Origin of the sequence: Paeniglutamicibacter sulfureus (assembly GCF_039535115.1) — a bacterium.
GTDB classification, from domain to species: Bacteria; Actinomycetota; Actinomycetes; order Actinomycetales; family Micrococcaceae; genus Paeniglutamicibacter; species Paeniglutamicibacter sulfureus.
On the sequence record NZ_BAAAWO010000001.1, the window covers coordinates 1,040,417 to 1,059,345 of the forward strand.

Consider the following 18,929-nt stretch of genomic DNA (forward strand, 5'->3'; position numbering starts at 1 on the left):
ATGGAGAACCCCCGTGCCTTCTGAATCCACCAATCAGTCTTTCGACGTCGTTCTCATCGGCGCCGGTGTCATGAGCGCGACGCTCGGCACCATGATCAAGCAGCTGGAGCCGGGGTGGAGCATTGGCCTTTTCGAGAACCTGGACCAGGCCGGCCTCGAGTCTTCCTCCCCTTGGAACAACGCGGGAACCGGCCACTCGGCACTCTGCGAACTGAACTACACCGCGGCCGGCCCCGACGGCAGCGTCGACCCGGCCAAGGCCATCGGCATCAATGAGCAGTTCCAGGTCTCGCGCCAGTTCTTCTCGCACCTGGTGAAGAACAAGCAGGTTGGCGATCCCTCCACGTTCATCAACGCGCTGCCGCACATGAGCTTCGTCATCGGCGACGACCACGCCAACTACCTCAAGACCCGTTACGAAGCGCTCAAGCCCCACACGCTCTTCAACGAGATCGAGCACACCGAGGACCTGGACACCATCAAGTCCTGGGCCCCGCTGGTGGCCAACGGCCGCGACGAGTCCCAGCGCGTTGCAGCCTCCCGCGTGGTCTCCGGCACCGACGTGGACTTCGGTTCGCTGACCCGCCAAATGACCGAGAACCTTGCGGCCAACGGAGCCGAGGTCAACTTCGGTCACCGCGTTACCGGCATCAAGCGCGACGGCGCCGGATGGGATGTTTCCGTGCGCGACAACGCCACCAAGGCCAAGCGCACCGTCAAGGCGAAGTTCGTGTTTGTGGGCGCCGGCGGCGGTGCACTGGGCCTGCTGCAGAAGGCAGGCATCGACGAAATCAAGGGCTTCGGCGGCTTCCCTGTCTCCGGCCAGTTCCTGCGTTGCACCGACGATGCGATCATCGACCAGCACCATGCCAAGGTCTACGGCCAGGCCTCGGTCGGCGCCCCGCCCATGAGCGTGCCGCACCTGGACACCCGCTTCGTCGACGGCAAGCGCTCGCTGATGTTCGGCCCCTACGCTGGCTTCTCCACCAACTTCCTGAAGACTTCCTCGCTGCTGGACCTCCCGGCCTCGATCCGAGCGCACAACATCCTGCCGATGCTGGCCGTGGGCAAGGACAACCTGGACCTCACCGTGTACCTGATCAAGGAGGTGCTCAAATCGCGCGGCAAGAAGGACGACGCGCTTCGCGAGTACCTGCCCGAGGCCACCGGCGAGAAGTGGGAATTGATCACCGCCGGACAGCGCGTCCAGGTCATCAAGAAGGACTCCAAGAAGGGGGGCGTGCTGCAGTTCGGCACCGAGGTCATTACCTCCGCCGACGGCACCATCTCCGGGCTGCTCGGCGCCTCCCCGGGAGCCTCGACCGCGACCCCGATCATGATTGGGCTGTTGGGCCGCTGCTTCCCGAAGCAGTTTGCCGGCTGGGAATCCAAGCTCAAGGAGATCATCCCGTCCTATGGGGTGAAGCTCAACGAGAATGCCTCGCTCTACGCCGAAGTGCGTACCGAGACCGACAAGGTCCTCGGCCTCGCTTAACCAGTAGGTGCGCCGGCACCCCCTCCGGTTGGACCAAGACAGAAGCCCGATTCGTGGTTTTCCCTTTCGCATAGCGTGACGGGATCATTGAATCGGGCTTTTGCCATCCCGTCCCCCCATGCATTCCCACCGCATGGACGCCGGGTTCAGGGTCTGCACCCAAGACACCTCCTGCTGAGCATCTTCATCGCTCGGGGTTCATGAACCCCAGTCGCCCGCCCAAATTAGCGCGTCCCATCCGTTGAGCAAACCACCCGAAACATTGCGACGCGGACACAATCCCGCTCGAGCCCTTTACAGTGCCCTGTCCGCGGACCATACTGACTTCAATACTTGGGAAGTATTTACATCGTTGGGATTATCTCCGGTTCTTGGCTAACCCGGAGATTGCTTGGGAATTTGGGAACTTGGGGAGGTTGTACCAGCCATGCTTGAAACTTGGGGAAATCGCGCTGCTCCGCGCCATCACAACATCGGGTCGCGACCCGTGACACCGGAATCCGCTAGACCACTGCTTTCGCGACGCTCTTTCGGCATCACCATTGGAGCCTCACTCGTCCTGGGCGCGGGCGGCATCGCTGCATTGGCAGCCGCATTCACCGCCGCCGGACCGTTGGGCACCACCACCGTACAAACCAGCTTCGGACAGGCGCGGATATCTCGGGCCGAGCGCCAAGCAAGACTGGCATCCGGCGCCGCCACCGGAGGCGGCCACTCCGGGCACCAGTCGACAGTCGACGGAACCCGGCAACCGGTCAACATGACATTCGGGGACCATTTGCTTCTCCAGCTCGAGGTCTTCAATGAAAGTGACGAGGACCAAATGTTCTCGCCGGGGCTGCTGCGCATCCAAGGCAACAGCCAACCGTGGCTCGTCGTCAACCGTTGGAACGACCTCACCCCCGGTTTGATGGCCCCGGGGTCACAGGTTCGGGCCAATATCAGTTTCCTGGTTCCATCCGATGCCACGGCGTTCACAGCCCTATTCGATGACATCGCAAATCCAGGCGGAAACCCCGTAGAACTACCCTTGCCGGCCGTGAACTGGCGTCCCGGATTCCTGGAGGAAGCACATGTCTAGCGATAGCGTGCCCACAAAGACCAACGGCACAGAACCCGCGTCCACAACCGATTCCCACCCGGATGATCCCGGTCTCGATCGGTCCAGTGTATTGAAGCTCGGTGCCGCAGCGGCCCTGGGAACTGCCGCAGCCATGGCGGCAGTGGCCCGACCGGCCACAGCGGCCCCACCGCGCAGGGCCCGTGCCGCGGTTCCCGTGGCCGTCACCCCGCTGCCAGGGGTACTGGACCTCTACATCAACGAGGGCTACACAAGGATGGTCGATGATTCCCTGGTCTACCAGCGTGGATTCGGCGACCAGCCAACGGCCCTTCGGGACGCCAATCCGTCACTGCGCATCGTTCCGAAGATCTTCACCCGTGCCGGACAGGTGGTGGAATCACGGACCTATCCATTGAACGCGGCGCTTCCTCCCAACGGGACGCCGACACCTGCCGGACCGGACCCCGCGAACCCGGGCCAGTTCTTTATCCGGAGAAACCACTGGGCCAGCTATTTCCCGCAACGCACCATCATCGTCGAGACCGGTTCCAAGGTGCGGTTGCGCATTTTCAACCGCCTTGCCGGCACGCACCAGTTCACCGTTGCCCAGGGTGCCCACGGCCGCAGCGACATCACCACGGGACCGATACCTCCAGGCGGGGAAGCGCGGTTGGACTTCGACGCACCATACGCCGGCACCTACCTCTATTACGATCCAACGAATGCGCCGGTCCAGCGTGCGCTCGGGCTCTTCGGATCCATTGTCGTGGTGGACCCCGAGGACGCCTGGCGGGTCGCGCCCAACCAGATGGGCTTTGAAAGGCAATGGCTGTGGGTCACTCATGCCATTGACACCAAGTGGGCCAACATCGAGGCAGCCGGCGGTACCGTTGACCCAGTGGCAACCCCCGCCGTACCCCGCTACTTCCTGCTCAACGATCGCAGCGGATATGAGGCCTTGGGCCATTCACCCAACCGGGATATCAATCGACTGGCCCACGAGGAGTCGCTGATCTCCGGCTATCCGCGACAAGTCGATGTACGCGATTTCGGGGAAGACCTGACTCTGGGCACCATCCGCGGCGGGCAGGTGGTCAGGATGGTCAATGCCGGAATAGCGTTCCACCAAATCCACTTCCACGGCAACCATCTGTGGACGGTGCGCCGCAACAACGTCGAATGGCCGCGTGAATTCGGCCACGTGGATGAGGACGGACACGTGGTGCTGCAACAGTGGGAAGACGTGATCCAGCTCGAACCCATGGATCGGAAAGACTGCATCATCCCCATGAAGCGACCACCAGACGCCACAGACCAGGTCTGGTATGCCCGGACCGAAGACTGGAAATATCCCATGCACTGCCATGCCGAGATGTCGCAGACTGCGGCCGGCGGCATGTACCCCGGTGGGCTGGTTGCCCACTGGGAGCTTAAATCACCGGTGATCGGAGGCTAAGACCATGAGAACAACATTTTGGGATGCCATTAGCGCAGCTGCGGGTAAGGTCCGCGATTCCCGCCGGGACGACGACGACAAGAAGGGGTCTTCACGCAAGCCACGAGCCACAAAGTCACCCAAGCCCACGCCGACGCCGACACCCAAGTCGACGCGAAAAAGCACTCCAAAGCCGAAGCCGACCAAGTCCGCGACGCCAAAGCCAACGCCGACCAAATCGGTAACGCCAAAACCAACGCCGACCAAATCCGCAACACCAAAACCGACGCCGACCAAGGCCTCCACCCCGACGCCAACACGCAGCTCCACGGGGCCAACCTCCACCAGCAAGTCTGCGACGACATCGCCCAGCTCGACGGCGCCGTCGCCACGGCCCACGAGCGCCACACCATCCGATGACGATGGCGAAGAAAGGGATTACGACTCCCAAGCCGATTTCGCATCGCACCAGATGCAGCAGGACAATCCGGAGACGCTTTTTCGCCAGACTCCCCATTTGGAAGTCAACATGGACCTGTCGAGCCGCGACTTGCGTTTTCCCGACGGTGCGGAATTCGAGATGTGGGTCTTCCACAAGAGCGACTCGGGGCGCGGTTTCCCTGGCCCAACCTTGCGACCCATGGAAAAAAACATCTTCCATGCCACGGTGGAACCCAGCATGGGGCCACACACCATCCACTGGCATGGCATGGAGCCCGACCCCCGAAACGACGGCGTGGGACACACCTCGTTCGAAATCGACGACTCATACACCTATCAGTGGCAGCCCGAACCGGGGCGTGCACACGACCCGAACTACGGCGCGGCAGGCACCTATTTTTACCATTGCCACGTCAACACCCCGCTACACGCCCAGATGGGGCTGCTGGGCCCGCTGGTCATCGATCCCATCGTGCTGCCCGAATTCCCGGTTTCCCCGGGAAACCGGCGCGCCTTTGCCGACGGACCCGAATACGACATCGCCACTGAGTCGCTGATCATGCCGTTCTCGATCGATCCACGGTGGCACGAGATGGGACATGCTGCTGGCCTTTCGGGCGAAGATGTCGGGCTGAACCGTTTTGAACCCACCCACTTCTACATCACCGGCGGTCTTTTGGCCCAGCGCAAGGAACGGGAAGAAGAAGTGTGGGCACCGACCCAGCTGCCGATCAATGTGAAGGGAAACGGGAAGGCGCCAAGCCTGATGCGCTTCTGCGACGGGAACTACCTCCCCAACAGGATCACGTTCCTCCACGAAGACGGAACGCCGGCGCGCATCGCCGAGCTCATTGCCCACGATGGCCGGCCCTTCCGGCATACTTCGGCCCCCGGGCAACCGGCAATCCCCACCAGCATGCACCCGGATTCCAGGGCTCGTTTGTTCACCCATACCCTTACCATGGGTGCTGCGGAAAGATACGACATGCTTCTGCATCCGCCTGCGGCAGGAAACTACACGTTGAGAATTGACTGGAATGATTGGATCACCGGTCAGAGGGTAGGTCGCCGGGAGTTGAAGCTTATCGCCTCCTGAATCTCATCCCTGCCCACTCGAGCCTGTTACCTCCCGTTGCCCTTGAATGCATGGGTGCTCGGTGCTTTGCTTGCAGTGGATAACCCGTCACTCCGGATGCCCAGGTCGGCTTGCCCCTCCTGGGCATCCGTGTTCGCGCAGCCGCGTGGTACGGATGGTGGGAACGGGTGGAAAATCCAGGAAGGACACAGACATGCTGGGCCACGGCTACCTGAACGCATTGAAGAATGCCAAGAGCACTGTCTATGGTCCGGCGAGGGAAAAGATCGGGACCCTCGGGAACATTTTCATGGACGTGCGCACCGGGGACGCGGACTTCGTGACTGTTCGTCTCGGCCTGTTCGGAGCGGAGGAGCTCCTCGTCTCCCTCAGGGGTGCGGTGATCACTGACGGCCACCTGCAAGTTCGGTTCTCCAAGGATGTCATCAGGCACGCGCCAAAGGTCGACCCGGCTTCCGTGCTCGATGACGCGGAGAAATCGCTGCTGGATGGCTACTACTCGGTGATGGACCCGGACACCGGCGGATAGGCCCGTATGGCCCGGGTGGTGATTCTCACCGTCGCTGGACAACGATGATGATCCCCTCGCGGGACTCCCGGCCCGGGGCATCGTCGTATTGGGATTTTCTCGATGCCCAGTTGTGGATGTTTCCAGCCGTCTCCTAGTGGTGCGACACTTTCTTGAATTGCGATGCCGGCAGTGTTTGGCTTGCGGCATGGGCGAGGCTGCGGGTCACACGCTTCCCGTTTGCCAGTCCGTGGCTGAGGTCGTGCGGGGAGGAAGTAGATGCCAGTAACTGGGCCGATCGTGGGCGGAGTAAGTCTCCGCTTCCGGGCGACTACGGCACAGGACATGACATGCCCGTTCCCCGCCACGCAGAAGAATCGTTCACGATACTGCGCCGGCCACTTCGAATCTCCTCCCGAGCTCCCCCGGAAAGGAAAACACCATGCTGAACAACGAAGATCTCAAGCCCCTGCTGGAAACCAAAGCCAACGTGTTTGGCTCCGAAGGAGAAAAGATCGGTACCCTCGGTCAGATTTATCTTGACGATGGAACCGACCTCCCACACTTCGCTACCGTGAAAACCGGTCTGTTCGGTTCGTCTGAAAACTTTGTGCCGCTGGATGATGCGGAAATCTCCAATGGACAGCTCTACGTCAGGTTCACCAAGCAATTCGTGAAGGACGCGCCCAACGTCGATCCCATGGGGCATCTGAGTCCCGAGGACGAGGATCGCCTCTACGACTACTACTCGCAGGCCGGTCTGGGCGCGAACCGTGGAGTCACTGAACCCGAAACACCAGAGACCCCGAGAGACCAGGACAACCTCGAACCCGTAGGACTGAACCAAGACACCCCGCAGGGCGCCGAAGAACATGTGCACACCATCGGCCCCACGTCCGGACGTCCCCGAATCCGGAAGTACGTGGTTACCGAGCATCCAGTGGACGCATCGGCGTCCGAACAAGCAGGGGCATCCTACGGCCTTTCCGGGGAGCATGGCGCGTACCTCGATGGACCGCAAACGAACGACGTGGAGCGGAACGGAAACGAATCACTTTCCGAAGGTGACCGTAGTGCGACGGAAGACGGGCCTGAAATGAAGCGTCCCCGCAGCGGCGAACGGATGGATCCCTGAGAAACGGCCTTGGGGCACGAGCAGCTCCTTGCGAGGCAATACCTAACGGGTGACAAATCAAGAAAGAGGTCGTTTGATGGAAACCACGGGTTCAGGTTCGAGTACTTCCAGCTATCGAGCCAACGAGAGGTTGGCTCGGGAACGCAGCCAATTCGGTGGCGTCAAGGTCGGCAGTGCGTTCTTTGGCTGGGTGACCGCCATGGGAATCACTGTCCTGCTCACGGCGCTCATCACAGCCTTTGGTGCCGGCGTTGGTTTGGCCACCGACACCGATCTGGGTACCGCCACCGAAAGCGTTGCCGGCAATCCGGATGCCACCGCCTGGATCTCCGCCATTGTCTTGGTGTTGGTCCTGCTTCTTGCCTACTTTTGCGGCGGCTACGTAGCTGGCAGGATGGCACGCTTTAACGGGATGCGGCAGGGAATGGCCGTCTGGCTTTGGGCGATCATCGCCGCGATTGCCGTAGCCGCGCTCACAGTCCTTGCCAACGTCAAGTTCGAGGCCTTGGGGCAACTAAACGGCATCCCACAACTTCCCATGGACGGCGCAATGTCCGCTCTTGGTTGGATCGCGCTGGCAATCGCAGTCATCGTCCCGCTGCTCGGAGCAATCCTCGGAGGCCAAGCCGGGATGCACTACCACCGGCGGGTGGATCGCAACAGCGAAAACATCTATCGGGCGCCCTAGCTCGGCCGGATACAAGTTCGCGGAAAGGGAGGCGGGCAGGACATCGATGAATTTGTGGGCACGTCATGCGGGTTCAATACCCGAAAGCGGCTGTCGCGCTTCCGGGGCACGGCTCGCGGCCACTGTGGCCATGCACGTTACCGAATGTACAAAAATCTGGAACCAATCCTAGGAGGACCCCCGTGGGTATCGGAGACAAAATCGGCAATAAGGCGCAAGAGGCCGTAGGCAAGATCAAGAAGAATACCGGCGACGCAACCGACAACGAAAGCCTGCAGGCGGAGGGCGCAAGGGAAGAGGCTGAGGCCAGGGCGAAGCAAGCCGGCGAGCACCTCAAGGACGCCGCCCGGGACGTCACCGACAAGTGAGCAATCCACGCAGGGCTAAGGTTGCTCTTGCCTGCAGGACCTGGAAGGTGGGGTCGACCGCATCAGCCGTCGACTCCACCTCCGTCTTGTAATGCACGGGTTACTTCTGCCCTACGCCGCGCTGCTTTACCCAGCATCGAAGCGTGCGTCGTCTTCGTTCGAGTCTTCGGGCCCGCGCTAATTTGAACCGGGAGCTGTACTTCCCGGTTCTCCGAGCAAGTCCGCATCTCTGTCCTTGGCTTCTTCGTTCCTCGGGGTGCCGTTGTCCAGCAACGTCTCGGCGTCGCGCAGCGGATCAAAACTGTCCAGCGTCGGAGGAACGGACGTTTGGTCCTCCTGATCCCCGTCGGCATTCTTGTGAGTCATTTTCTGCCTCCTCGTTGTCAGTCAATTCGTCTCCTCGTTGTCAGTCAATTCGTTAGGAATTTCGCAGCGAATCGATCAGTTCCTTCTTGTTCTGCTTCGAGTAACCACTCAACCCGATTTCCTTGGCCCGGGCCTTCAGCTCTGGAACAGTCCAGTCTTCGTAGTCGCCTGCCTTTCCGCCCCGCTTCCCTACTTTCGACCTTCCGTCGCGGGCAGCCGCGTTGGCGATTCGAGCGGCTTTTTGCTTGGAATTTCCTTCGTCGCGCAACTTTTCATAGAGTTCATCGTCCTTGATCTGCGGAGTCTTGTCCTTTGGCATTGTCATGCTCCCTTCACATCGAACTGTCCCTGGCCACTCCCTTTGATGTGTCGAACACGCACACTTCCGCCCGGAAGGCAGAAGGACATTCGGCCACAAATGGGTGCTGGTCCCTTCCAGCGCAGTGGGGCGGTCCCCGGGGCTGTGTCTGCCACGCTACTTGGCCGTCTTCGGGATTCCAACCTTTTTGCATCCCTTTGATGCGGGGCCTGCCGGTGTCTAGAGTTCAGTCAGCGGCGTGTCGAGCATCCAGGCAAGTGAAGTTCCATCCACCCGCCCTTCGCGCATTCCTTTGAGATGTGCGCTAAACAGGTCGAAGGGTATCCGCGGCGATCGATAGGCGCGCGCTCGATCATGGCTGAGGCAATCCGGGTTGTGCCAAACGAGCAATTGAAGCGTTCCCTCGTCGGCATGCACAAGGGCCGGTCCGCGTTGGATCCCCAAGGCATCCAGCCGCTGGGCAAGGGCCTTGGCGGACACCCCTCTTTCCCACAGGAAGGCAGCCAGCTCGCGGGGGGACTGCTTGTTCCAGTCAATCGACTGCACGGTCTCTTCGGGGAGTAAAAGAGCATAAGCAAATTCCTTCGACCATTGGTCCCTGCGTCGTGCCCGATGGCCGATTTCCGGTTGTCTTCCGCCCACCAACTCCCCGAGTTCACGCGCAAGCACAAGGTTCGCTTGGTACCAAGCGCCCGTGCCGCGCACCACCACGTACGTGACCTCGCCGGCGACCATGGCCCGGGCGTCGAATGCGGGCCCCTCGGCCACCACGAAAACCCCGATGCCGTAGGCATTTTCAATGGCGGCGGGTAAGTCCTGCATGAAAGGTTGCGAGGAGCCGCGCGAGAGTAGGGAAGCTACGTGGGTCGCGGCTTCTTCGGGCGTTAGCCCCGTGGGCGGCACGGGCACAGACGGCGTAGTCAAGGCAACTTCCCGGTAGGCGCCCGCAGGAAAGGCAACGGTCTCGGCCACCCGGTCCAATCTGCCTCGGACATATGGCGGTCCTTCGGAATTGTGGGCGTCGGCCCGCGGGTCTCCCGTGATCAGCCATTGGAGCGAGACCTTCAGGATCTTGGCCAGAGCTGCCAGCTCACTGGCGCTAAAATTTCGTTGTCCGCTCAGGGAACGGCTTAAAGCATCTTGGCTCATGGCTGCTTGGCGTGCGATGCCTGATTGATTCAATCCTTCGGTGTTTGAACTGATGGCATCCCTGACGCGCAGACGAATTTGGTTCACCGGAATCGAGTCCTCCTTTCCCATCGTTCTTTTCCCAACTCATCGGTGTATGTGGCCGCAACCTCCCCCCGGGGGCTGTTCCCAGCATTGCCGCCCATCCGGGCCCGTGTAAAGATAAATGCATGGTGGCGTTCAAATGCCCTTTCCCCAAGCGGGCGAGCCGGAATCCGGCAACGTGCGGGAAGATACCCTCCGTCATGACCGAAAATCCACGCACCGCACCGAGGAACCAGCCCACCGGCTGGCCGTGAAAGCGGGTGAGGCAAGTTCAAGGGAGCCGTTCGCAACAGACCGATTTTCCCGTGGGGCTGGCTTCGCAAAGAATACGGTCGAGCCCAGTGGCACTTGAACGGGTGTCTCGTGGGAGCAGCCCGTGTTCGCCCATTGTCCGGGCACCGAATCGGCACGCTCGCACGTCAATATCCCGCATTCAATCCCTCCTTCCGCATACAACGTCCATTGATACCGCACTCCTTGACCCGAAAACTCGGAAAGCATGTCGGCCGAGTGCGGCACACCGTTCCACCCCGATTCCGCTCCCTCGCCATGGGGCTTCGACTTCCGGCTGCGGGTTACTGTAAGGAGTTCACCATGAGTACCTTTGGCATCGAAGAGGAATTCTTTCTCATGGATCCCGAAACCGGATTGCCCGCTGCTCCCAGTGAGAAGGCCCGCGAGGCGCTCATGTCCCTACGTGCGGGAGAGAGCAGTTCACAGCACGAGCTCCTGGATTGCCAGATCGAAATGGCCACGCCCGTTTGCTCCTCCGCGCAGCAGGCCCTGGATTCTGTCCGTGGCTTCCGGCAAGGCCTTGCGAGGACTGCATCGGGGCACGATCTGCTTGCAGTCTCCCTGGGCACAGCCCCGCTGATCGGGGCATCCGCAGCCGGGATCGCCCCAACCGAACGCTACAGGGAGATACACCGGTACCTGCCTGGCATCAGCAGCGAGCAATATGTATCGGGTCTGCACGTGCACGTCTCGATCCAGGATTCCGAGGCCGGGGTGCACGCCCTCAACGGCATCCGTAGATGGTTGCCCGCGCTGGCGGCTCTGGGCGCAAATTCACCGTTCTGGCGCGGGCAAGACTCGGGGTTCGCCTCGTGGAGGAGTATCCACTACCGTCAATGGTCGGTGCAGGGAATTCCGCCCTATTTCACCGGAGCGGATGACTACTTCAAGCGGCTAGAACGAATACTTGGTTCAGATGTGGTTCTTGATGCCGGCCATATCGGGTGGGCGGCCCGCCTTTCAAACCATTATCCGACCATAGAAATCCGGATTTCCGATGCCCAATTGCGGGCCGACGAGTCGGTGACGTTGGCGTTGATCATCAGGGCACTGGTGGAGACGATCATCCGTGAACCCGTTCCGCAGGATGGAATACATCCTGAGATGCTTGATCTCGCCTTCTGGCAGGCGGCTAAGAACGGCCTGGAGGGCAACCAATTGCACCCCGAGACCGGCGATAGAGTACCGTCCGATCAACTTGTGCGAGTCCTGCTCGGCCATATCGGCGATGCGCTGGATGAGAACGGCGACCTCGAGTTCGTGAAAGCCGCCACGGACCAACTTCTGACTCGCGGCAATGGTGCCCGGCGACAACGAGAGAGCATGGCCCTGGGCGGAATCGACCGGGTCATCAATGACGCGGCAAGCGCGCTTACGGCCTGAGTTCTGGCCCGCCCCTCGAAGACGGGCAAGCCCCAGGCAGCGAAGGGCGGGATGCGTTTCGGTGCCGCATCTCACCGAAGCCGATCCGCACAGCATCCTCTCTCGTGAAACCGACTAATCCATCGACGGTGGCCTGGTGGTCGGGTCGGGGTGCGGCATGGGGTCTGGCCCCGGGGCCGGGCTCGGCGAGGGGAACGGGTCCGGGTCCGGGTCCGGCGAAGGATCGGGAATAGGCGATGGATAGGGCCCGGGTTCCGGATCGGGATGGGACGGGGGCCCTGGCGGAAAGTCGGGACCTGGTACCGGGTATTCCGGATCCGGACCCGGCGGCGGGCCCGGTGGGGTCTCAGGCGCGGGCTCGTGCTCCGGAGGAAGCGTGAGGCCCTGGGGATCGCGGAATTCTGGCGTTCCTTGGCCGAACTGCTTGAACATATTTTCTCCTCTGACTGTGGGAGTAGAAAGTCGTTCCTTCGCGGATTCCACTGGCAGCCGGGCACCATGACCCGGCTCGTTTGACCGTTCGTCAATCGTTGCACGGGACGCAGAGGTCAGTCCACCGTATCGACATCACGACTGTCGAAAGCGCCAGCGCCAGCGCTTCCGGCAGGCAATATCCAAGCGCATCGAGGTTTTACCAACACGCGGTGCAGGAGCCCGAACAAATCGGCCAAATATTTTTCGGGTTTCCTGTTCCCCGCGTCCGTCGTTCGATAATGTCTCCTGCATAGAAACTAGCCAGAAAGAAGATTCAGGAATCACATAGTGGCCCCACGACCTCTTAGAAATTACCCGGGCATGGGCCCGGTGGGGCGATTACGGGCAGCTATGGGCAATCCACTCGTGGGAAGTCATTCCACCCAAGGTCGTTGCACGTGCGTTCGACGACCGGGTTCCACCACATAGTGTTCATACGCTGGATCTTCAGCACAGCGTCACACTGCATCCCTCCGGGATACGCACGCAAAAGTCTCCTTCGAGGGGTGCAGGGAATAACATTGGGGGATCCTGCACCCCTCGAAGGAAAAGGTCCCAGACTCCGGTGCCAGGGAGACCTTTTCCGCCATGAGCGCCCCAGCGATGGCGTGTGGCTCTTCCCGGAAATCAAGGTACGCCTCTGGGTGCATTCGCGACCGCCGCAGGCCAACTAGAGTTGTTCTCGGAGCAATAGCGAACAAGACAAACTTTCTAGGATGGCAGATGCACCGGCTGGCGGCACTATCCCTGGGCAATCGCGCCCTCATCGCATTGATCACGGTCTTTGTGGCGGTGTTTGGCGTGATCACCATGGGGCAGCTCAGGCAGGAGCTCATCCCCGCACTCGAGTTCCCGCGGATTTCGGTGCTGGCATCCCAGCCTGGAGCTTCTCCGGAGGTCATCGACAGGCAGGTGGCCCAGCCACTCGAGGGCGCGCTCCAGGCAGTGGAGGGCTTGGAATCCTCCTCCTCCACCTCGCAAACCGGCTTCACGACCCTCTCACTGTCCTTCGCCTACGGAACCGATCTGGACCGGGCGCGCGCCCAGGTCGACAAGGCCATCTCCAATGCCAAGTCCTCGCTTCCCGAAGACGTCGAACCCTCGGCCTTTGCCGGTTCCATCGCCGATTTCCCCATCGTCTATCTCGCGGTTTCCGGGGGCGGAAACCTGAACGACCTGCGCGCGGACGTCGAGCGTCTGGTGCTGCCCAAGCTCTCCAAGGTGGAGGGCGTACGTACCGCAGAAGTTTCCGGCGGCACTTCCCAGCACATCGCAGTGCTTCCCGATACCGCAAGGCTTGCCACCGAACGCCTCAACGGCAACGACCTGAAAAAGGTCATCGAGGAAGGCTCCGGACTGATGCCGGTGGGCCGTCTGGACACAGAGGGCCTTGACCTGCCCGTCACCTCCGGCTCCACCATCGATTCCCTTGACGCCGTCAAGTCGCTGCCGGTGCGGGGAGCCAGTGGCGTTCACGAGCTTTCGGAGCTGGCCGATGTCAGCATGCAAGAAGACGCCGCCACCTCGATCACGCGCACCAACGGGATCGAGACGCTGGCCGTGTCGGTGACCAAGAAGCCAGACGGGGACACCGTGGGCATTTCCCATGCAGTCGCCGCGCTGCTGCCCGAGCTCGCCGCGCAGCTGGGGCCCGACGCGACGTTCACCACGGTCTTCGACCAGGCCCCCTTCATCGAGCAATCCATCCACGATCTCACCGTCGAGGGACTGCTGGGACTGGGCTTCGCCGTCGTGGTCATCCTCATCTTCCTGCTTTCGGTGCGCTCCACCCTGGTCACTGCGATCTCCATCCCGCTGTCCCTGCTGGTAACCTTCATAGGCCTGCGCACCGGCGGCTACACGCTGAACATGCTCACCCTGGGCGCGTTGACCATCTCCATTGGCCGCGTGGTGGACGACTCCATCGTGGTCATCGAAAACATCAAGCGCCACCTCGCCTATGGCGAGGAAAAATCCAAGGCCATCCTCACCGCCGTGCGCGAGGTGGCCACGGCGGTGGCAGCCGCGACGCTGACGACCGTGGCAGTGTTCCTGCCCGTGGCCCTGGTCGGCGGCATGGCCGGGGAACTCTTCCGACCGTTCGCGCTGACCGTGACCATTGCCCTGCTGGCCTCGCTGTTGGTTTCCCTGACGATTGTCCCGGTGCTGGCCTATTGGTTCCTGGGCCACAGCCGGCCAGGGGCCGCCGATGCCGCAGCGGCCAGGGCGGCTGCCGAAAAGAGGGAAGCGAAGTCCTGGCTGCAGCGCGGCTACTCCCCCATCCTGCGCAAGACGCAGAAACACCCCGTCATCACCTTGACGGCCTCCGTTCTCCTGCTGGGACTTACCGTCGTCTTGATCCCGCTGGTGCCCACCAACCTGCTGGGCGGCACCGGGCAAAACACCTTCTCCGTCACCCAAAAGCTGCCGGCCGGTTCTTCCCTGGAAACCACCATGAAGGAGGCCGAGCCGGTGGAGGAGGCGCTGCGCGGGCTCGATGGCGTCGTGGATGTGCAGCTGACGGCAGGTTCCCCGTCCGGCGGCTTCGCCGCGTTCCAGGGTGGCGCGACCGACACTGCCGGTTTCACGGTCATGACCGATGCCGACGCCGACCAGGAAGCCATCCAAGCCGCCGCCCGCGCCGCGGTGGCTCCCCTGGGCGGCGACTCCGAGATCTCCATCTCCGCCGCCGAGGGCGGCCGGGGCGGCTCCTCCGCGATCACCGTTCAGGTCGGTGCGACCACCCCGGAGCTGCTCACCGAGGCAACCCATGTCACTGTGGCGGCCCTGACCGGAATCGAAGGCTCGACAGACATGGGCGACAACCTCTCCGAGGCGCGCCCCCAGGTCTCCATCGACATCGACAGGGCCGAGGCAGCCGCCGCCGGGCTCTCCGAGGAACAGATCGGCGCGCTGGCGGCCGGGACGCTCTCCCCCGTCCCCGCGGGCACCATGCGCCTTGGCTACACGGACTACCCGGTGCTCATCGGCGAGGGAACCGAGCTCACCGATCTTGACCAGCTGCGGAACCTGGTGCTGCCTGCCGCGGGCGGCACCGTGAAACTGGGCGACGTGGCGACGGTGGAGCGCTCCGAATCCCCTGCAACCATCACCTCCTCCAACGGGGATCGCATCGCCACGGTCTCCGTCACCCCGGGGGAAAACGATCTGGGTGCGGTTTCCGCCGAGGTTGCCAAGCGCCTCGAGTCGCTCACCCTGCCCGCTGGAGCCACCGCGGAACTGGGCGGGGCGGCCACCGAGCAGGCCGAGTCCTTCGGCCAGCTCTACCTGGCGCTGCTGGCGGCCATCGCCATCGTCTACGTGGTGATGGTCGCGACCTTCAAGTCGCTCATTCAGCCGCTGATCCTGCTGGTCTCCATCCCGTTCGCCGCCACCGGCGCCATCGGCTTGCTGCTGCTGACCAAGGTGCCGCTCGGCCTGCCGTCGTTGATCGGCATGCTGATGCTGGTGGGCATCGTGGTCACCAACGCGATCGTGCTCATCGACTTGATCAACCAGTACCGCAAGCCGCGCGACGGGCACCCGGCCATGGACCTTGCCGACGCCATCCACCACGGGGCCCGGCAGCGCCTGCGCCCGATCCTGATGACGGCACTGGCCACGATCTTCGCGCTGGTCCCGATGGCCCTGGGCCTGACCGGTGGCGGCGGATTCATTTCCAGGCCACTGGCCGTGGTGGTCATCGGCGGGCTTCTCTCCTCCACCGCGCTGACCCTGATCCTGGTGCCGGTGCTCTACCACTTGGTGGAGGGCGCCAAGGAGCGGGCGGCCAAACGCCGCATCGACAGGCACTCCGCACCTGGCACACGGGCCGGAACCTCGGTTGTTGTCACGCCGACCGAACCGACGCGGGAGCTGATCGCTGCCATGGCAGCGGCCGGGCGCACGCCGCTTGCCGGTGGCGCATCCGTCGGGGCGGGCAACTCGGGCAACGGCTCGGTACCGCCGCCGGTCAGCGCCACGGGCACCGCAGCCTCGGGCACCTTGATCAATCCGGCCACCGGGATGATCCCGCTGACCCGCAAGGAACGCAAGGAAGTCGAGGACTTGCTGAGGAAGCAGCCACGGGATTCCTGAGTCCGAACCGGATGCGGGGCTCCATCCCCGCCCATCGGGCCGGCATCATTCCGGCCCCCTGGACTCCGGCGGCCACACTGGCCCGGAAAACGGGTACGGTCCTCTGGCCACTTTGTCCGACCGCACGTACGCTCAAGTCATGGAAAAGGAACAGACACACACGGACGTTGAGGCCCTCGAATCCAACCAGTGCCTGGAACTGCTTCGAGCGGTTTCCCTCGGCCATCTCGCCGTGAGCCACGGCGACATGCCACAGATCTTCCCGATCAACTTCACGGTCGACCACGGCACCGTGGTATTCCGCACCGGACCGGGAACCAAGCTGGACACCTTGCGTGCCCAGCCCCACGTTGGCTTTCAGGCGGACGGGGTGAACCCGGAAACCGGCGTCGCCTGGTCGGTCATGGTCCAGGGCAAGGCGGAACTTTTCGGCGGCATCGAGGAAACGCTGGATTCCTTCAACCTCATGCTCTTCCCCTGGGAATCCGGGCCCAAGGACCAGTTCGTGCGCGTCATCCCCAGCTCGATGACGGGGCGGCGGTTCAAGGTTGCCGATCCGCTGACCTGGTGGAAGCACATGCGCCACGGATAGGCCCTACTACTTCTGGCAGTACTTTTCACCGGACTTCGCGGCGCTCGGGGATGGTCCGCGCATGTCCATGAAATTCCCTGCCGGTGACGATGGACAAGCACGTCAAAAGGAGTATCGTCGAAGACGTCGGGACCCCTCAGGACTTCAATGTGGCTCTACCGGCCTATACCGCGCTCCAAGGAATCCAGGAGCAAGGTGTTCGTGCCGGCAACCCACGAGAACTTGAAGCGCGGGTCCCGACGCCCACACACCACATCCGCTCGCGGGATGCCGTGCGTCTCGCGCGACGGGAACTCCTCCCCCACACGCCCGCCTACCGGTGCTTCCCGGCAAGTGCGGTATCCTCGAGGGCATTTCGCGGCACGGCGAACAGCACCAGTGCGCACACGATCCCCGTCCCGCCGCAGATGGCCCAAACGATCATGTATCCGGCCAATGGCGCAGCGGTGTTTTCCACCGCCGTGTTCGATGCCGCCCCGGCCACCTGGCCGATGAGGGCCAGCCCGAAGACCGCCGAAGCGAAGGAACCTCCAATGGTCTTCACCGCATTGGTCAGCCCGGTGGCCATGCCCGTCCGGTGATAGGGGGCGGCTGCCGCAGCCGCCGCCGGCAGAGCCGCGATCAACGCCCCTGAACCAACGCCTGCAACCACCATGTTTGCCAACACCTGGGCCAGCGAGGCATGCAACGGCAGGAACATCAGATACCCGATGCCAACGAGCGCGCTGGCCGAGACCAGCGTCGCCTTGGCACCCACAAGTCGCGCAGCCACCGGGAACAGCAACGCCCCCACAAGCATCGAAAGCACATACGCCCCAATGATGACCGAGACGCCCGATGCGCCCAGCCCGAGGCCATACCCATTGACGGCCGGGTCGGTGCGGGCGAAGGTGCTCATGGGAATCTGGGCCCCCAGGACCGAGACGCCAAAGAGTCCTGCGGTCAGCTGCACCGGCCACATCGACCGGGCGAAGAGGACCTTGAAATCTATCAGCGGATCGGCCTGCTTGTTTTCGTGGCGGTAGAACACGTAAAGCACGGCCAGGCCCAGCACCATCGATCCCCATGGCAACGGGCTGCCGGCGCCGTTGATCCGCAGGAAGCTCAGTCCGCTGGTGAGCAGCAGCAGCCCGGTGGCCAGGTAGCCGAATCCCCCGCCGTCAATCCTGGCCCCGTTGCGCTCCCCGTCATCGGGCACGCCGAAGGCCACGGCAAAGATGCAAATCGTCGTGGCGATGGCGGGGATCGTCATGGTCAGCGGAACACTGCCGCCGAAGACCCCGATCAGCGCGCCGCCGGCCAGCGCACCGGCAATCACCCCGACTTCGAGCGCCCCCACCAGCAGCCCCGCCGCGCGACGGGTCACCGGGCCGGGGATGCCCAGTTTGCGGGCGCGTGAAAAGACGATGGCTATTTCCAGCGGCAGCCACACCGCATAGACCCCCTGCAATGCCCATGCGACCAGGAACGTGGTGAAGGATCCGGAAAACACCACTGCCCATGAAGCCAGTGCGGTGACCACGGCCGAGAGCAGGAGCATCTTCTTGTGCCCGAAGATGTCCCCGAGGGATGCCAACAGCGGGACCGCCAGCGCGCTGACCATGAGCTGGGCGGCCTCGAACCAATTCACATCCGCATCGTGGATTCCCAGATGGCGGGCTATGTCGGTCATGAGCGGCGTGTAGTATCCCTGCAGGATCCCGCTGGTGAGTTCCACAATGGCCAGGAAGCCGACGATCCCGGCCACCGAGTTCCAGCGCACCGGATCCCGACGGGCAGGGTCCTGGTTGATCGATAATGGCGTGTCCATGGCCGGAGCCTACCGCGAAGACGAAGCGAGTCGTGAGAGACGCCACATGAACCCTGGGGAATTATTTGGTGACGATTCTCGCTATTCCATGCAAACGCATATAAATCTGGCATACTGGTTACCAGAGCGAA

Annotated in this window: 15 protein-coding genes; 11 read left to right on the top strand and 4 right to left on the bottom strand. The window is 62.6% G+C overall.

The window, feature by feature from the left end; all coding sequences use genetic code 11:
• Positions 1 to 70 precede the first annotated feature (70 nt).
• The 8 genes from ABD687_RS04695 to ABD687_RS04730 all read left to right on the top strand — a co-directional run bounded on the left by ABD687_RS04695 (position 71) and on the right by ABD687_RS04730 (position 8,229).
• Positions 71 to 1,495 carry a malate:quinone oxidoreductase gene (locus ABD687_RS04695; RefSeq protein ID WP_372342883.1) on the top strand — a complete coding sequence of 475 codons (1,425 nt, stop codon included), beginning with the start codon at positions 71 to 73 and terminating at the stop codon, positions 1,493 to 1,495.
• A gap of 487 nt (positions 1,496 to 1,982) precedes the next feature.
• Complete coding sequence (locus ABD687_RS04700; protein ID WP_264269381.1) at positions 1,983 to 2,576, top strand: hypothetical protein; 594 nt, start codon at positions 1,983 to 1,985, stop codon at positions 2,574 to 2,576.
• The gene (locus ABD687_RS04705; protein ID WP_310293154.1) at positions 2,569 to 4,014 is read left to right on the top strand and encodes a multicopper oxidase domain-containing protein; all 1,446 of its coding nucleotides are present in this window, start codon (positions 2,569 to 2,571) and stop codon (positions 4,012 to 4,014) included. Before ABD687_RS04700 ends, ABD687_RS04705 begins: the two co-directional genes overlap by 8 nt.
• Before the next feature lie 4 nt (positions 4,015 to 4,018).
• Positions 4,019 to 5,530 carry a multicopper oxidase domain-containing protein gene (locus tag ABD687_RS04710; protein WP_310293153.1) on the top strand — a complete coding sequence of 504 codons (1,512 nt, stop codon included), beginning with the start codon at positions 4,019 to 4,021 and terminating at the stop codon, positions 5,528 to 5,530.
• Positions 5,531 to 5,723: 193 nt separating this feature from the next.
• Entirely contained in the window at positions 5,724 to 6,059 is a 336-nt protein-coding gene (locus ABD687_RS04715) for a PRC-barrel domain-containing protein (protein ID WP_302265816.1), read from the top strand.
• Positions 6,060 to 6,480: 421 nt separating this feature from the next.
• A complete protein-coding gene (locus ABD687_RS04720; RefSeq protein WP_264269377.1) occupies positions 6,481 to 7,173 on the top strand; it encodes a PRC-barrel domain-containing protein in 693 nt (230 codons plus the stop codon).
• Between the two features lie 76 nt (positions 7,174 to 7,249).
• The gene (locus ABD687_RS04725; RefSeq protein ID WP_264269376.1) at positions 7,250 to 7,861 is read left to right on the top strand and encodes a hypothetical protein; all 612 of its coding nucleotides are present in this window, start codon (positions 7,250 to 7,252) and stop codon (positions 7,859 to 7,861) included.
• Positions 7,862 to 8,043: 182 nt separating this feature from the next.
• Positions 8,044 to 8,229, top strand: a complete 186-nt coding sequence (locus tag ABD687_RS04730; protein WP_264269375.1) for a CsbD family protein — start codon at positions 8,044 to 8,046, stop codon at positions 8,227 to 8,229.
• Between the two features lie 177 nt (positions 8,230 to 8,406).
• On the opposite strand, the gene ABD687_RS04735 is transcribed toward ABD687_RS04730, so the two are convergent.
• The 3 genes from ABD687_RS04735 to ABD687_RS04745 all read right to left on the bottom strand — a co-directional run bounded on the left by ABD687_RS04735 (position 8,407) and on the right by ABD687_RS04745 (position 10,174).
• Positions 8,407 to 8,595 carry a hypothetical protein gene (locus ABD687_RS04735; RefSeq protein WP_264269374.1) on the bottom strand — a complete coding sequence of 63 codons (189 nt, stop codon included), beginning with the start codon at positions 8,593 to 8,595 and terminating at the stop codon, positions 8,407 to 8,409.
• A 52-nt stretch (positions 8,596 to 8,647) separates the two neighbouring features.
• Positions 8,648 to 8,914, bottom strand: coding sequence for a DUF7218 family protein (locus tag ABD687_RS04740; protein ID WP_264269373.1), 267 nt, complete (start codon positions 8,912 to 8,914; stop codon positions 8,648 to 8,650).
• Between the two features lie 219 nt (positions 8,915 to 9,133).
• Positions 9,134 to 10,174, bottom strand: coding sequence for a helix-turn-helix domain-containing protein (locus ABD687_RS04745; RefSeq protein ID WP_264269372.1), 1,041 nt, complete (start codon positions 10,172 to 10,174; stop codon positions 9,134 to 9,136).
• A 567-nt stretch (positions 10,175 to 10,741) separates the two neighbouring features.
• On the opposite strand from ABD687_RS04745, the gene ABD687_RS04750 reads away from it, so the two are divergent.
• The 3 genes from ABD687_RS04750 to ABD687_RS04760 all read left to right on the top strand — a co-directional run bounded on the left by ABD687_RS04750 (position 10,742) and on the right by ABD687_RS04760 (position 16,988).
• Complete coding sequence (locus ABD687_RS04750; protein ID WP_310293151.1) at positions 10,742 to 11,824, top strand: carboxylate-amine ligase; 1,083 nt, start codon at positions 10,742 to 10,744, stop codon at positions 11,822 to 11,824.
• A 1,197-nt stretch (positions 11,825 to 13,021) separates the two neighbouring features.
• A complete protein-coding gene (locus ABD687_RS04755; protein ID WP_310293149.1) occupies positions 13,022 to 16,396 on the top strand; it encodes an efflux RND transporter permease subunit in 3,375 nt (1,124 codons plus the stop codon).
• Positions 16,397 to 16,535: 139 nt separating this feature from the next.
• Positions 16,536 to 16,988 (top strand): pyridoxamine 5'-phosphate oxidase family protein, encoded by a 453-nt coding sequence (locus tag ABD687_RS04760; protein WP_310293147.1) that lies wholly within the window; start codon positions 16,536 to 16,538, stop codon positions 16,986 to 16,988.
• A gap of 313 nt (positions 16,989 to 17,301) precedes the next feature.
• On the opposite strand, the gene ABD687_RS04765 is transcribed toward ABD687_RS04760, so the two are convergent.
• On the bottom strand, positions 17,302 to 18,798 hold the full coding sequence (locus ABD687_RS04765; protein ID WP_310293146.1) for an MFS transporter: 1,497 nt from the start codon (positions 18,796 to 18,798) through the stop codon (positions 17,302 to 17,304).
• Positions 18,799 to 18,929: the final 131 nt, after the last annotated feature.